At 42.4% G+C, this 12,408-nt stretch carries 15 protein-coding genes; 5 read left to right on the top strand and 10 right to left on the bottom strand.

Translation table 11 applies throughout. The annotated features are described in order from the left end of the window. Nucleotides 1–537 precede the first annotated feature (537 nt). From ACP7AK_RS12765 to ACP7AK_RS12745, 5 genes are all read left to right on the top strand, one after another. Nucleotides 538–753 carry a cold-shock protein gene (locus ACP7AK_RS12765; RefSeq protein ID WP_004280856.1) on the top strand — a complete coding sequence of 72 codons (216 nt, stop codon included), beginning with the start codon at nucleotides 538–540 and terminating at the stop codon, nucleotides 751–753. A 112-nt stretch (nucleotides 754–865) separates the two neighbouring features. Then, on the top strand, nucleotides 866–1,093 hold the full coding sequence (locus tag ACP7AK_RS12760; protein ID WP_004647679.1) for a hypothetical protein: 228 nt from the start codon (nucleotides 866–868) through the stop codon (nucleotides 1,091–1,093). A 69-nt stretch (nucleotides 1,094–1,162) separates the two neighbouring features. Further along, nucleotides 1,163–1,360: a hypothetical protein gene (locus tag ACP7AK_RS12755; protein ID WP_004280859.1), complete on the top strand. Its 198-nt coding sequence runs from the start codon at nucleotides 1,163–1,165 to the stop codon at nucleotides 1,358–1,360. 602 nt (nucleotides 1,361–1,962) lie between these two features. Beyond that, the gene (gene dapB, locus ACP7AK_RS12750) at nucleotides 1,963–2,784 is read left to right on the top strand and encodes a 4-hydroxy-tetrahydrodipicolinate reductase (RefSeq protein WP_425880045.1); all 822 of its coding nucleotides are present in this window, start codon (nucleotides 1,963–1,965) and stop codon (nucleotides 2,782–2,784) included. A 57-nt stretch (nucleotides 2,785–2,841) separates the two neighbouring features. Next, nucleotides 2,842–3,486 (top strand): START domain-containing protein, encoded by a 645-nt coding sequence (locus ACP7AK_RS12745; RefSeq protein WP_425880044.1) that lies wholly within the window; start codon nucleotides 2,842–2,844, stop codon nucleotides 3,484–3,486. 48 nt (nucleotides 3,487–3,534) lie between these two features. Here the strand turns inward: ACP7AK_RS12745 and ahr are convergent, their stop codons facing one another. The 10 genes from ahr to ACP7AK_RS12695 form a co-directional block, all read right to left on the bottom strand. Continuing rightward, nucleotides 3,535–4,563: an NADPH-dependent aldehyde reductase Ahr gene (gene ahr / locus ACP7AK_RS12740; protein WP_004647676.1), complete on the bottom strand. Its 1,029-nt coding sequence runs from the start codon at nucleotides 4,561–4,563 to the stop codon at nucleotides 3,535–3,537. Nucleotides 4,564–4,567: 4 nt separating this feature from the next. Continuing rightward, complete coding sequence (locus tag ACP7AK_RS12735; RefSeq protein WP_425880043.1) at nucleotides 4,568–5,149, bottom strand: DNA-3-methyladenine glycosylase I; 582 nt, start codon at nucleotides 5,147–5,149, stop codon at nucleotides 4,568–4,570. Between the two features lie 24 nt (nucleotides 5,150–5,173). Beyond that, nucleotides 5,174–5,419: a hypothetical protein gene (locus tag ACP7AK_RS12730; RefSeq protein WP_071850146.1), complete on the bottom strand. Its 246-nt coding sequence runs from the start codon at nucleotides 5,417–5,419 to the stop codon at nucleotides 5,174–5,176. A gap of 15 nt (nucleotides 5,420–5,434) precedes the next feature. Next, nucleotides 5,435–5,986, bottom strand: coding sequence for a M23 family metallopeptidase (locus ACP7AK_RS12725; RefSeq protein WP_143115403.1), 552 nt, complete (start codon nucleotides 5,984–5,986; stop codon nucleotides 5,435–5,437). 60 nt (nucleotides 5,987–6,046) lie between these two features. Further along, nucleotides 6,047–7,075 (bottom strand): A/G-specific adenine glycosylase, encoded by a 1,029-nt coding sequence (gene mutY, locus ACP7AK_RS12720; RefSeq protein WP_425880042.1) that lies wholly within the window; start codon nucleotides 7,073–7,075, stop codon nucleotides 6,047–6,049. Nucleotides 7,076–7,237: 162 nt separating this feature from the next. Next, complete coding sequence (locus ACP7AK_RS12715; protein WP_026055739.1) at nucleotides 7,238–7,597, bottom strand: HIT family protein; 360 nt, start codon at nucleotides 7,595–7,597, stop codon at nucleotides 7,238–7,240. Between the two features lie 93 nt (nucleotides 7,598–7,690). Continuing rightward, nucleotides 7,691–8,425 carry a dienelactone hydrolase family protein gene (locus ACP7AK_RS12710; protein WP_425880041.1) on the bottom strand — a complete coding sequence of 245 codons (735 nt, stop codon included), beginning with the start codon at nucleotides 8,423–8,425 and terminating at the stop codon, nucleotides 7,691–7,693. A gap of 164 nt (nucleotides 8,426–8,589) precedes the next feature. After that, nucleotides 8,590–9,279 (bottom strand): FKBP-type peptidyl-prolyl cis-trans isomerase, encoded by a 690-nt coding sequence (locus ACP7AK_RS12705; RefSeq protein WP_222110638.1) that lies wholly within the window; start codon nucleotides 9,277–9,279, stop codon nucleotides 8,590–8,592. A gap of 48 nt (nucleotides 9,280–9,327) precedes the next feature. Next, nucleotides 9,328–10,032 (bottom strand): FKBP-type peptidyl-prolyl cis-trans isomerase, encoded by a 705-nt coding sequence (locus ACP7AK_RS12700; RefSeq protein WP_425880040.1) that lies wholly within the window; start codon nucleotides 10,030–10,032, stop codon nucleotides 9,328–9,330. 166 nt (nucleotides 10,033–10,198) lie between these two features. After that, complete coding sequence (locus tag ACP7AK_RS12695) at nucleotides 10,199–12,382, bottom strand: polysaccharide biosynthesis tyrosine autokinase (RefSeq protein WP_425880039.1); 2,184 nt, start codon at nucleotides 12,380–12,382, stop codon at nucleotides 10,199–10,201. Nucleotides 12,383–12,408: the final 26 nt, after the last annotated feature.

Below are 12,408 nucleotides of genomic sequence, written 5' to 3'. Positions count from 1 at the left end.
GATTAGAAGATGCTATTTATTGTTTGATAAGTCTCGCTTAAACATAAAAACCGCCTAAAAAGCGGTTTCTGTTTTTATATTTGACTATCTAAATAGAAAGTATGAGTCCAAATTTGGAGGGTGATAGATATTTTGTAAGTGAGAAAAAAGCATCATTCCCGAAATTAAAAAGGCCAATATTGTTATTACAGAGCTATATAATCGCATTCATTACTTATCAAATTTACCAGTACAGCAGATTACTCTTATTTTGTTATCATGACAATGAAAGCTTAATCTTATTGAAATAATTATAAATTTTACTTTTTAATAAATAAAATAAATATATATATAAGAAAACTTGATTAATTAAATTTTTCGTGTATAGTTAACTTAACTAGAAAAAAGTCTTGTTTCGGTAAATCTTCTTTAAGTATCGTAGTTTTAGTCATAATCCTTCGTTTTTTTTCAGATTTTAAGTCTCATTCTTTATTATTTCAAAGTTATATTCAGTCAATAAATTGACTAAAAATTATTAAAAAATTAGTAGGATATATTATGTCAAACTCAAATGTTGTTAAAGGTACTGTAAAGTGGTTCAACGAAACTAAAGGTTTTGGTTTCATTCAACAAGAATCAGGTCCAGATGTTTTTGCTCATTTCAGCGAAATCGCCAGTTCAGGTTTTAAAACCTTAATGGAAGGCCAACTGGTTGAATTCAGTGTAGCTCAAGGTCAAAAAGGACCGAATGCTGTAAATATTGTTGCTATCTAAGCAAGAATAAACAGTAAAAAAAAGCACTTAATAAGTGCTTTTTTTATCGTTCAAAATTTAATTTTAAGTTATTTTCCAAATTGGAAAAATCTTTAGAAAAACAGGATTCAAGTTGTTAAAAATAAATGATTTAATTGCAAAATCTAAAAATGGTACTGAAATTATTGTTTCGTTAATTCCTCTCAATAAAATGCAAAATACACGTCAGGGTTTAAAAAGAATTGAAGTGGGTAAAAGAGTTCTTCTTTCATCTGGAGTTGAGGTAGATTTAAACTTAGATGGCCGTACATTCTATACTTCTCTAAATCAATTATTTAAGCTAAATCATAAAGTTATTTAAAGATAAAATTAAGAAACATCAATTTTTAGTGGAGATTTTGCCACTTTAACTATTATTAAAGGTATAGATATGCTTAAACAAAGTATCAGTGTGAAGGATCAGTTTGGGGCTCAACACGCTATTCAAGCAACAGTCGATCATCATTTTTCTAAAACACAATCTCATTCCAATATAAAACATATCACTGTAGATGGTGAAGATATTCGTCCCAGTTTTGAAATGTGCTTTCAAAGTACCTTAAGTGGAAAAATTTTCAAAATTGTATAGACCAGGCAAATTTTGCTTTAGGTATTATTATTTTTAATAAGTTCCCTAAGAGCTAGATAATTCATTTGCTCAATCTAAGGACTGATTTTTGTATAAAGCAAAATTGAGTCCTTTTAATCTCAATAAGACTTAAAATCTTATCTGCTCATCAATTCAAAAGTAGATATTCATAATTAAAATTTAGTAAAAAGTCTTGCATAAGAATCCTGTTAATCTAACTGAGATTTAAATCATCAAGATTTTGAGCTCAATTAATAATGGCGAGACTAAACAGGAAAAACTGTATTGGCAAGTCGTCTGTTTAACTTCACAAATCAGTAATCTCAGTAAATCAATGCAAAATCATAGCGATAAAATTATGAATAAGCTTATTTCAGTTATATGAGTAATTGCTAAAAACTATATGACGAGTCAAGTTGATGTATATCGTATAGCTTTGACGGAAGTGATTGCCTAACTTCTTAAGCTTGATTAAAACTCTTATCAATATCAGTGATTTCACTCTTTGAGTATTTTCATTGATTTTTATGCAATGCATCTTAGTGTTATTCTGCAGTTTTGCTATAGTAAGAGCAATTTTGGATCAACATCAGGACTATGTTATGTCAGCTACACCACGCATTGGGATCTTAGGTGCAGGCGGCCGTATGGGACGTATCCTTATTCAGGCAGTGCATGAAGCAGGTTATCAGTTGGCGGCTGCGGTAGAACGCCCTGAAAGTACACTATTAGGTGCAGATGCGGGTGAACTTGCCGGAATTGGTGCAACAGGTGTCAAGGTGGTGGGTAGCCTTAGCGATGTAGTCAAAAACTGTGATGTGGTGATTGATTTCACTGCGCCAGCAGCGACCGTCAATCATCTGAAAATCTGCCGTGAAGCAGGTGTCGCCATCGTGATCGGTACGACGGGTATGAATGATGAGCAAAAAGCCTATCTGGATCAATCTGCGACGGAAACTCCTGTAGTGTATGCAGCGAATTATTCAGTGGGTGTGAATGTATCGATCAAATTGCTTGAACTGGCCTCTAAAGTTTTTGGTGATACCGTAGATATCGAAGTGATTGAAGCACATCACCGTCACAAAGTAGATGCGCCATCGGGTACAGCTTTGATGTGGGGTGAGGCGATTGCGGAAACTTTAGGCCGTGACCTGAAAGAAGATGCGGTCTATTGCCGTGAAGGTCATACCGGTCCGCGTGAGCGTAAGAGCATTGGCTTCCAGACCATTCGTGGTGGCGATATTGTCGGTGAACATACCGCCATGTTTATTGCCGATGGGGAACGTGTGGAAATTACTCATAAAGCGACCAATCGCATGAACTTTGCTTCTGGTGCGGTACGTGCTGCGGCTTGGGTCGTAGGTCGTGAAGCGCGTAAATATGATATGAAAAACGTGCTTGGTTTTAACGATATTCAGGTTTAAAACCGAGTTAAAATCATTTATAAAAAAGTATAAAACTAGAATAAGACGAATAATATAATGCAAAAAATGATTTTCCTGCTCTGTGCAGTGGCACTTGGTGCCATTGCACAGGCAAAGCCTGTCGGGACGCCTAAACTCAGTATTCATAAAAATAATATCAAGGTCTGGACTTACCAGAATGAAGAAAACCCGGTCTTTCTCTATAAAGCTGAAACCACCTATACTGCGCCTGTTGAAAATGCCGTTTCCCTCATTTTGAATGTTGAGCATGCCGTGCAATGGGTTCCCTATATGGGTAGCATCAAGATCCTGTCCCGCGATGATAAAAAAGGTGACTTTACCCTGTATATGGTGCTGGATTTTCCATTTCCCTTAAAAGACCGTGACCTGATTGTACAGGGCAAGATGATCAAGGAAGCCAATGGCCAGATCACCATCAAGAATAAAGCCATCCAAAGTGGCTATCCTTTAAATCCGGATTATGTGCGTTTAACCGATTATCAGGGCGACTGGACTTTTCAGAAACTAGCCAATAACAAGGTCAAGGTTTCAACCTATGGTTATGCCAATCCGGAAGGTTCTATTCCTTTGACCTTCGTAAATATGTTCGTGCAACAACAACCTTATCAGATGCTGCAGAAAATGAAGACCGAGCTGGCCAAGCCTTCACCTATTGCGGTCTTGCCTGAAGCCCTGCAATAAAAAAGACCCAATCGCTGGGTCTTTTTAACAGCTAAAAATAGGCAGGATTTAAGCTGTAAAATCTGCTTTAAGTACAATCCGGTAACGGGCTTTGCCAGAATGCAGATGTTCAATCGCCTGGTTCAGTTGTGACATCGGGAAGACTTCAATTTGCGGAGCAATATTTTTACGTGCAGCAAATTGGAGTAACTGACGTAATGCCGCCGGCGAACCTGTCGGTGAACCGGTAACTGACTTGGCTCCACCAATCAGCATGCCAGCCGGAATCTGCATCGGCTCAAGTGGTAAACCCAGCATATGCACAGTGCCATTCGGTGCCAAAGTTGCCAGATAAGCCTGCCAGTTCAAGGTGACATTGACAGTACTCAGTAATAAATCAAACTTGCCACGCTGGGCTTTTAATGCAGCGACATCACGACTGTTCACTACATGGTCAGCGCCCATGGCTTTCAGTTCATCAGTTTTATCCAGGTTCGAGGTGAAGGCAGTAATTTCACAGCCCCAGGCTTTCAGCAGCTTGATGGCCATATGTCCTAAACCGCCAATGCCAATTACGCCCACATGATGAATGGCCTGAATCTGATGTTTCAGGATCGGATCAAAGACGGTAATCCCGCCACAGAGCAGGGGTCCGGCACTTTCAGGATCAAGATCTTCGGGTAGGGGAATGACCCATTGCCAGCCGGCACGCACTTTGTCGGCAAAACCACCGGCATGTCCGACAATGGTCGCCACCTGACCGCCAGTACACAGCACTTGCTGGCCCGAAATACAAGGATCGCAATATTGACAACTTTCCGCTGTCCAGCCGATGCCAACCCGTTGCCCAACTTTCAGGCCTTTGGCTTCTGCACCCAGATGGGTAATGGTGCCGATAATCTCATGTCCTGCTACGACCGGATACACTGAAGAACCCCAGTCATTGTTAATGACTGAAATATCAGAATGACAGAGACCGCAGTATTCCACTTTGACTTCGACCTGATGCGGCTGCAGTTCTCCGGCATCGAATTGATAAGGTTCCAGTTCCGCACCTGCGGACATGGCAGCATAAGCTTGAATAATATTATTCGACATGATTTCAGCTCTTATTTAAATGCGAGGATATTGTTTTAAAGTCACAATGATTTTCATGGTCATCGACCATACCAACGGCCTGCATAAAGGCATAGCAAAGGGTGGGTCCGACAAATTTAAAACCAGCCTGTTTGAGTGCTTTAGACATCTTCTGGCTCTCAATGGTTTGAGCAGGCGCCTGACGATAATCCACAACATCATTATTCAATCGCGGTTGCTGGGTAAAAGACCAGAGCCATTCCACCAGATTGATTCCTTGCTGTCGGAGCTTCAGCCATGCTTGGGCATTTTCGCGAATGGCATTGAGTTTGCCGCGATGCCGTATCAGGCTAGCATCTTCAAGTTTTATTTGGAGTTGTTGATCTGTAAGTGAGGCGATAGATTCGATCGAATATTGAAAAAAATGTTCACGATAAGCTTCACGTTTTTTAAGAACGGTAATCCAGGCCAGACCGGCCTGCTGTCCTTCCAGACACAGCATTTCAAACAGGCGATTTTCATCCAGTAGGGCCTGTCCCCATTCCTGATCATGGTAGGCAATATACAGTGGATCATCGGAGCACCAGCCACAGCGTTGCACAGTCATGTGATGCTCCTTGTTTTTATGGTTTTATAATTTAAACACAGTCCATTGATCCTGCTGATTGTCCCAGTACGACAATTCAGCCTGATCCAGATCGCTAAATAGAATCCACATATCTTTACCGGCCTTGTCGGCATAACCAGTACTGATCAGAAGCGCATCCTCGGTAATTTCCATCACCCAGCCCTGGTAAGTTTGACCATTCAATACAATTTTTTGTTGATTGCCTGATTCAGCAAATTCTACCAGACGATTGATCAACGCTTCTGACATGTAAATATCCTAAAATTAACGTAAATAGGGATAGGGATTGACCACACCGCGACCCTTACCCTGTAAATAAATTCCATAATGTAGATGTGGTGCAGTGTGCCGGGCATTACCGCTGTTGCCGACATAACCGATCAGCTGGCCTTTTTTGACATAGTCGCCCACTTTTAAGCCACGTTTATGTCCATCCAGATGCGCATAATAATGCCAGGAGCCGCCCGGGCCCAGAATCCAGACTACTTTACCACCCAAATTGTTGTTACGTAAATCTGCAATCAGGCCCTCAGTCGCGCTAAAGACTTCGGTTCCACGTGGAGCCATGATATCAATGCCTTCATGTAAACGTCCGCGACTGCGCGAAGCGCCCCAGGTATCTGATAATTCACGTGCCTGTACGCGTGCCACCGGGATGGGCAGAGAGGACGGCACTCGCATACTTTTCAGTTTTTGCACGACGATAGGATTGAGCTGTACAGCAGGGGGTTTTTTCGGTGTACTGCTACAGGCGGTTAGTAATATGGCAATTAAAGCCACCCAGGTCAAAGCAAGATATTGGCGCACGCTATTCATCCTTAAATATTGGCAATGCTCATTCTGAGCTGATCGGTTTTTTGCTTTGTCCAGACTATGTCATACATTTACCGCAGAGATCAATTTTTTCATCGCTGTTGGAAGACCGCAATCAATGCCTGTCTCTGGACGCATCCAGTTGCCTTGCAGTTCAATCGCCAGATGTTCCTGCTGATCCTGATCCACTGCAAAAACGATTGCTTCAAGCTGCCAGGTGAAGTGGGTGAAACTATGGCTGATCTGGACTTTTTTGAGGATATTTTTCAGGCCAAGTTGCTGGCATTGCTGTTCAAATTCATGTGCATTTTCAATAATTGGCAGACACCAGAGACCGCCCCAAAGACCGCTATTGGGACGTTGCTGCCAAAGCCAGTCTGTACCGGACTGGATTAGCAGGACCTGAGCAGAGCGTACAGGAACTGGTTTTTTGGCCTTTTTGAAAGGCAATTCATTTTCCAGTCCTTGCTGATGTGCCTTGCAATGCTGCTGCATTGGACAATACAGACACAAAGGCTTTTTCGGGGTACATACGGTCGCGCCCAGATCCATAATTGCCTGGGTATAGTCATGATTGCGTTCGATAGGACAGAGTTGTTCTGCCAGTTGCCATAAGGCACGCTCATGCACCGGTTTGGACAGATCATCTTCAATGGCAAAGAAACGTGACAATACCCGTTTGACATTGCCATCCATGATTACGCCATATTGACGTAAACCGAGTGACATCAAGGCGCCAGCGGTTGAACGGCCAATGCCGGGCAAGGCCATCCATTCTTCCAGAGTATGAGGGAACTGCTGCTGTGCTGTCACGATGCCGGCAGCTTTATGCAGATTTCGGGCGCGGGCATAATAGCCGAGACCTGCCCAGTAGGGTGCGACCTCATCCCATGAGGCATAACCTAAGTCCTGAACAGTCGGAAAACGCTGGATAAATCGTTCAAAATATTGCAGTACAGTTTTGACCTGGGTTTGCTGCAACATGATTTCAGAGACCCAGACTTTATAGGGATCATCTGTCACCTGCCAGGGCAAGTCATGACGACCATGCACATCAAACCATTCCAATAGGGCATCTGAAAATACGAACATGAATACCTAGCAACCGAATAAGCAGCAGCTAGTATAGCGGAATCAGCAGGGTGGGAATGTGAAAAGTGGGATAAAAACGTAGATGTTCATCGAGCTTGATAGAACTTGGCTTTCATAAAAATAAACGCTCCGTAGAGCATTTATTTTTGATAAAGAATCCGGTTAATCGTTAATTCCCCAGCGCTCATCCAGCTTTAAGGTTTTGCCTGCATAACGCGGAATAATATGAATATGCAGATGTTCTACCTTTTCCTGAAATACTTCACCATCAATAAAGCCGACATGAAAACCGGCAGGCTGGTAACGTAATTGCAGTTCATTGCGTGCCTGTTCCAGTAAGGACATCAAACTTTTACGTTCTTTGTCAGTCACTTCGAAAAACGAGGCCACATGCCGCAATGGAATAATCACACAGTGACCTTCGGACAATGAATTCGGTTCAGGCAACACCACACCATAATCATTTTTGGCAATGACATCATATTCGTCAAAATTGCAGTAGGGGCAGTTGGTTTCAGCCATCATACACATTCTCCTCTGGTAGGATTTATCTTCTTTTCTTCATGAAGTATCTAAAATATTCAGCCTGTGAACAAGCCGGATAGTTGTTTCTATTTATGCCAAATGGCAGTCTAGCAAGGCATACATTGCTGCCAGACCTTTTTGTTCCGCTTCTGCATTGTAACCAAGATCCACACCATTGGATTTGGCCCGTTCATCCGCAAGCGGGTTGCTAAAGCCATGTTTGGCATTTTCAAAAACAATCACTTCATGCTCGACTTTTGCTGCATGCATTTCCTCACGGAAACCGGCCACATCATCCAGGGTCACCATGCTGTCCAGTTCACCATGTAGCACCAGGATTTCCGCCTGTACCTGACCTTCCTGAGCCGGTGCTTTCGGAGACAGGTTGGCATGGAAAGTCGCCACCACTTTTAAAGGTGCATTAGAACGGGCCAGATCCAATACGACTTTGCCGCCGTAGCAGAAACCAATCGCTGCAAGTTTCTCAGCATTGACTTCGTCCTGTGCTGCCAAGGTATTCAGCGCTGCGGTTGCACGATTCACAATGGTGTCAGGATCCTCGAAAGTCTGCATCATCCATTCATATGCCTGATTAGAATGGGTAGTCACTTTTTTATCACCGTACATGTCCATGGCCAAGGCCGCATAGCCATGTTCTGCAAGTTCACGGGCGCGCTGTTCGGTATATTCATTCCGACCCCACCATTCGGGTGCGACCAGTACACCGGCAACAGGGGTATCTGTTTCTGGTGCGGCAAAATAACCAATTAATGGGCTGCCATCCTGCGCAGTATAATGAATTTCGCGAGTCTTGATTGCTGCCATGCTGACGTCCTCTATTGTTGTTGAATTGCTTGATTAAAACATAACATAGCAAAACTGATCGGAATGTGACATGAAAACCTGCGATTTAAGGATACTTAAGCCCATAAAAAAAGAGAGGCCAATATAGAACCTCTCCGATTTTAGATCTGGAAAAATAGGACTTATTATTTAATAATTTCCAGTAATTCCACATCAAAAATTAAAGTACTGTTCGGTTCAATTACATCCCCTGAACCAATCTGTCCATAGGCCAGTTCGGCCGGAATGAAGAAACGATATTTGGCACCTTCTTTCATCAGCTGTAAACCTTCGGTCCAGCCGGTAATGACTTGGGTGGTACGAAATACCACGGGTTGATTACGGGCAATCGAGCTGTCAAAAACCGTACCATCGATCAAACGGCCTTCATAATGTACGCGGACATTACTGTTTGCGCTCGGCGATTTACCTTTTCCTTCCTGAAGAATCTGATATTGCAAACCTGATTTTGTGGTTTTTATCCCCGGTTTTTTTGCATTTTCAGCCAGGAAAGCCTGACCAATTTTGGCATTTTCATCAGCCTGCTTTTTCAGGGTAATCAGCTCTTTGGCTTCAGCCTGACGCTTAAATTGGGTCAAGACTCGCGCCATGTCTTCCTCACTTAAAGTCGCCTGTTTCCCAGCGGCTGCCGCTTTTAAACCGGCACTGAAGGCATCCAGATCAATGCCTTGTAAGGAATCGGCATTGCTTTTTCCCATCAGATAACCAAAGCTGTAGCCGACCTGTTCAGCCTCAGGACTTTTATTGGTAATTTCTTTGGCAAACAGACTGCCAGAACTCAGCAGTAAAACCATCAAACTTATTTGTATTTTCATGATTCATTCTCAAAATAAAGGAGAGCGCGTTGCTCTCCTTTTCGTGGATTATTTTACTTCGATGAGTTCCACATTAAAAATCAAAGTACTGTGTGGAGGAATCGTACCTGGCACGCCCTGTTCACCATAACCGAGTTTAGATGGGATATACAGAGTGGCTTTACCACCTTCTTTCATCAATTGCAGACCTTCGGTCCAGCCTGGAATGACCTGATTAAGTGGGAACTCAATCGGCTCGCCACGTTCAACCGAACTGTCAAACACGGTACCATCGACCAGTTTTCCAGTGTAATGTACTTTTACAATTGAACTTGCTGCAGGCTGCTTGCCCGTACCTTCTTTGGTCACTAAATATTGCAAACCAGATGCCGTAGTTTTTACCCCAGCTTTTTTGGCATTTTCGGTCAGGAAAGTATCACTTGATGCTTGAGCCTGTTTGGCACTATCCACTTGCTTCTGCTGCATTTCTTTTTGGAACTGCTCATAAGCTGCTTGTAATTCTTCTTCAGTATAAGCAGGAGCAGTACGGGCATGACCTTCGCGAACGCCTGTCACAAAGCTGTTAATATCCAGCTCAGGTGGAGTTTGATGAGCGACTTCATAACCGAGTGCATAGCTAATTTTAGAAACAGCAGAGGCATCTTTAGATGCTTTTGAGGTTTGAGCAGCTGGGTTTTGAGTTGCATAGTAAACAGGTACTAGCGCGGCACCGCCTAAAAGAACAGCGACAGCAATCGGTAAGGCCTTACTCATGTATTATTCCAATCTAATGTTATCGTTGAGGTTCATTCCATCTTAGCAGAAAATTTTGAGAAATCTTGCAGAATGGGTGGTTTTTTAGCAAGCGGACACCGCAGTTGTGTTGAAGTTTAAAGATATAAAAAAACCAGCAATAGCTGGTTTTTTTATCTAAATGGGATCAGCCATTTTGTTCTCTAGACTTATAACTGTAAATGTAATCATAACTATAGCTCCCCCCGGCTGAACGCTGGATATCATTCAGGATAAAGCCATTTACGATACAACCGGCCTGTTTAAAGCGGTTTAATGTAAGCTCTAGCTCCTTCATTTGTGTTTTTGCATAGCGCGCCACCACTAAATTCAGTCCGACATATCGGGATACGATAATCGCATCCGTAACAGCCAATACAGGTGGTGTATCAATAATGATATGGTCATAGTGCGGAATCAGAGATTGTAGTAATTCCTTGAAGCGTACTGAATTAAGAAGCTCAGAAGGGTTTGCTGAACTTTCACCACAGGTGATTACATTTAAGTTCGGAACATTGGTGTTTTGTACCACCTGTTCTAATGTAATCTGCTCATTCAGGTATTCAGTTAATCCATGTTGATTATTCAGATCAAAATATTTGTGGATATGACCACGACGCAAATCGGCATCAATCACCAATACGCGTTTGTTTTTTTCCGCCATAATGACTGCCAGATTGCTGGAAACAAATGATTTCCCGACTTTTGGTGCTGGGCCTGAAATCATGATGATGTTGTTCTTGGCCTGGCTTAGGGCGAAATGACTCGCTGTACGTATGCTTCGTAAGCTTTCGATCGCAATATCATCGCTATGTTTAAGGGCTAATACAAAAGGAATTTTTTTCTTTTTGAGTAGTTTTAGCCCAGGTTTCTGACTCGGAGAATGGGCAATATTCGCATATACTGGAAGCTCCAGTTGATATTCTATTTGACTGCTATCTTTCACACCAGAACGCAGCATATTGCGGAATAATGCCACCAAGATTCCCACAAAAATACCGAACCAAAAGGCGAGGAACAGAATCAGTGGTGTTTTCTGTTGCACCTGGTCAATCGGTTCAAGTGCGGTATCAATGATATGTACATTGCCAATCTCACCTGCTTTGGCAACACGCAGTTGTTGGTATGAATTTACCAAGTTGGTATACAGTTGCTGTTTGACTTCGACTTCGCGTGACAGTTGCAAATACTGGCGTTGTATCTCTGGAATATTTTTGAGTGTTGTATTCAGTTCACGAATCTTGCCATTGATCACACGAAGTTGAGCCGTAATTTCTCGCATGGCTGGATGTAGTGCTGCATATTTGGCAGCTATTTCTGCCTGTCTCTGTTCAAGTAAGACTTTTTGCGTTTCTAAGGTGACGCTCTGATTTAAATACAATTCAGATTCTTTAGCAATATCAACTGTATTATGCCGTTGACGGAACTGGTTAAAGGCGAATTCTGCATGATCAAGCTGTTTCTTTAAATCTGGTAATTGTTCATCCAGAAACGCCAGTGTCTGCGCTGTTTCTGTTGAACGGCGCGTAATATTATGCTGGCTATAAATCGCTAAAATCGTGTTCAGGACTTTAGTGATGTGCTGTTTATCTTGACCCTGATAGCGAAGCTGCAGAACTCCACTCAGTTCTCCTTTTTCTGTCACTGAATAATTGGCAAGAATAGAATCAATCGCTGTTGGCAACGAGAGTTTTTGTATCCGGTAACTGCGATCTAGATTATCTTGACTAAAGATTGCAATTTTCCAGTCTCCCTGTGCAGTTTTGGCTTGAACGGGCTGGTTAAGTGCACCCTCAAAGACAGTTTCTTCTGTCACTGGATTGATCAAGATAAAGCTCTGTGGTTGAAACTTCAGTAGGAGATTTTTATCCTGGTACGCTACGGGAACTTCAAACTGACGGATATCAAAGCTTTTTTCACCTTCTTTAAAGCGTACAGTTTCGGGTTGATATTCGGTCTGAGAATTTTTGCCGTAAATGAGGCGATTGATAAAGGAGTCTTCAGTGCTCGCAATATGGAGATCCAGATTTAAACGATCAATCACTGATTCCAGAATCGTGCGTGATTTTAAAACCTCAATCTCAGCATTTGATGAAGACATCTGACTAATAATACTTGACAAGCTGCCTAATAAGGCAGCTGATGCCCCTTTATTTTCTTCGACCTGAACGATGGCATCTACCTTATAGTTGATGGCTGCGGTACGCATGTACAGCAATACTGCCATCAGGCTGAGCAAACCACATAAGAGGATGAGCTTCCATTGCGAGAGCAGGGAAAAGAACACCCCTTTTAGGTCAATCATATTTTCGGTATTGTTATTTTTGTTCATAATTCTACTATCTAAAAGTTTAAAAG

The organism is Acinetobacter sp. TWP2-2-3, assembly GCF_049896445.1.
In the GTDB taxonomy this organism is placed as follows: Bacteria; Pseudomonadota; Gammaproteobacteria; order Pseudomonadales; family Moraxellaceae; genus Acinetobacter.
The sequence above is the reverse complement of the archived record's forward strand: the minus strand, read 5'-3'. Positions and strand labels throughout refer to the sequence as shown.

What these genes read in the sequence shown, in the direction of transcription:
- ACP7AK_RS12765 (WP_004280856.1), top strand. Translation starts at nt 538, where the DNA reads ATGTCAAACTCAAATGTTGTTAAAGGTACTGTAAAGTGGTTCAACGAA.
- ACP7AK_RS12755 (WP_004280859.1), top strand. Translation starts at nt 1,163, where the DNA reads ATGCTTAAACAAAGTATCAGTGTGAAGGATCAGTTTGGGGCTCAACAC.
- dapB (WP_425880045.1), top strand. Translation starts at nt 1,963, where the DNA reads ATGTCAGCTACACCACGCATTGGGATCTTAGGTGCAGGCGGCCGTATG.
- ACP7AK_RS12745 (WP_425880044.1), top strand. Translation starts at nt 2,842, where the DNA reads ATGCAAAAAATGATTTTCCTGCTCTGTGCAGTGGCACTTGGTGCCATT.
- ahr (WP_004647676.1), bottom strand. Translation starts at nt 4,563, where the DNA reads ATGTCGAATAATATTATTCAAGCTTATGCTGCCATGTCCGCAGGTGCG.
- ACP7AK_RS12735 (WP_425880043.1), bottom strand. Translation starts at nt 5,149, where the DNA reads ATGACTGTGCAACGCTGTGGCTGGTGCTCCGATGATCCACTGTATATT.
- ACP7AK_RS12730 (WP_071850146.1), bottom strand. Translation starts at nt 5,419, where the DNA reads ATGTCAGAAGCGTTGATCAATCGTCTGGTAGAATTTGCTGAATCAGGC.
- ACP7AK_RS12725 (WP_143115403.1), bottom strand. Translation starts at nt 5,986, where the DNA reads ATGAATAGCGTGCGCCAATATCTTGCTTTGACCTGGGTGGCTTTAATT.
- mutY (WP_425880042.1), bottom strand. Translation starts at nt 7,075, where the DNA reads ATGTTCGTATTTTCAGATGCCCTATTGGAATGGTTTGATGTGCATGGT.
- ACP7AK_RS12715 (WP_026055739.1), bottom strand. Translation starts at nt 7,597, where the DNA reads ATGGCTGAAACCAACTGCCCCTACTGCAATTTTGACGAATATGATGTC.
- ACP7AK_RS12710 (WP_425880041.1), bottom strand. Translation starts at nt 8,425, where the DNA reads ATGGCAGCAATCAAGACTCGCGAAATTCATTATACTGCGCAGGATGGC.
- ACP7AK_RS12705 (WP_222110638.1), bottom strand. Translation starts at nt 9,279, where the DNA reads ATGAAAATACAAATAAGTTTGATGGTTTTACTGCTGAGTTCTGGCAGT.
- ACP7AK_RS12700 (WP_425880040.1), bottom strand. Translation starts at nt 10,032, where the DNA reads ATGAGTAAGGCCTTACCGATTGCTGTCGCTGTTCTTTTAGGCGGTGCC.
- ACP7AK_RS12695 (WP_425880039.1), bottom strand. Translation starts at nt 12,382, where the DNA reads ATGAACAAAAATAACAATACCGAAAATATGATTGACCTAAAAGGGGTG.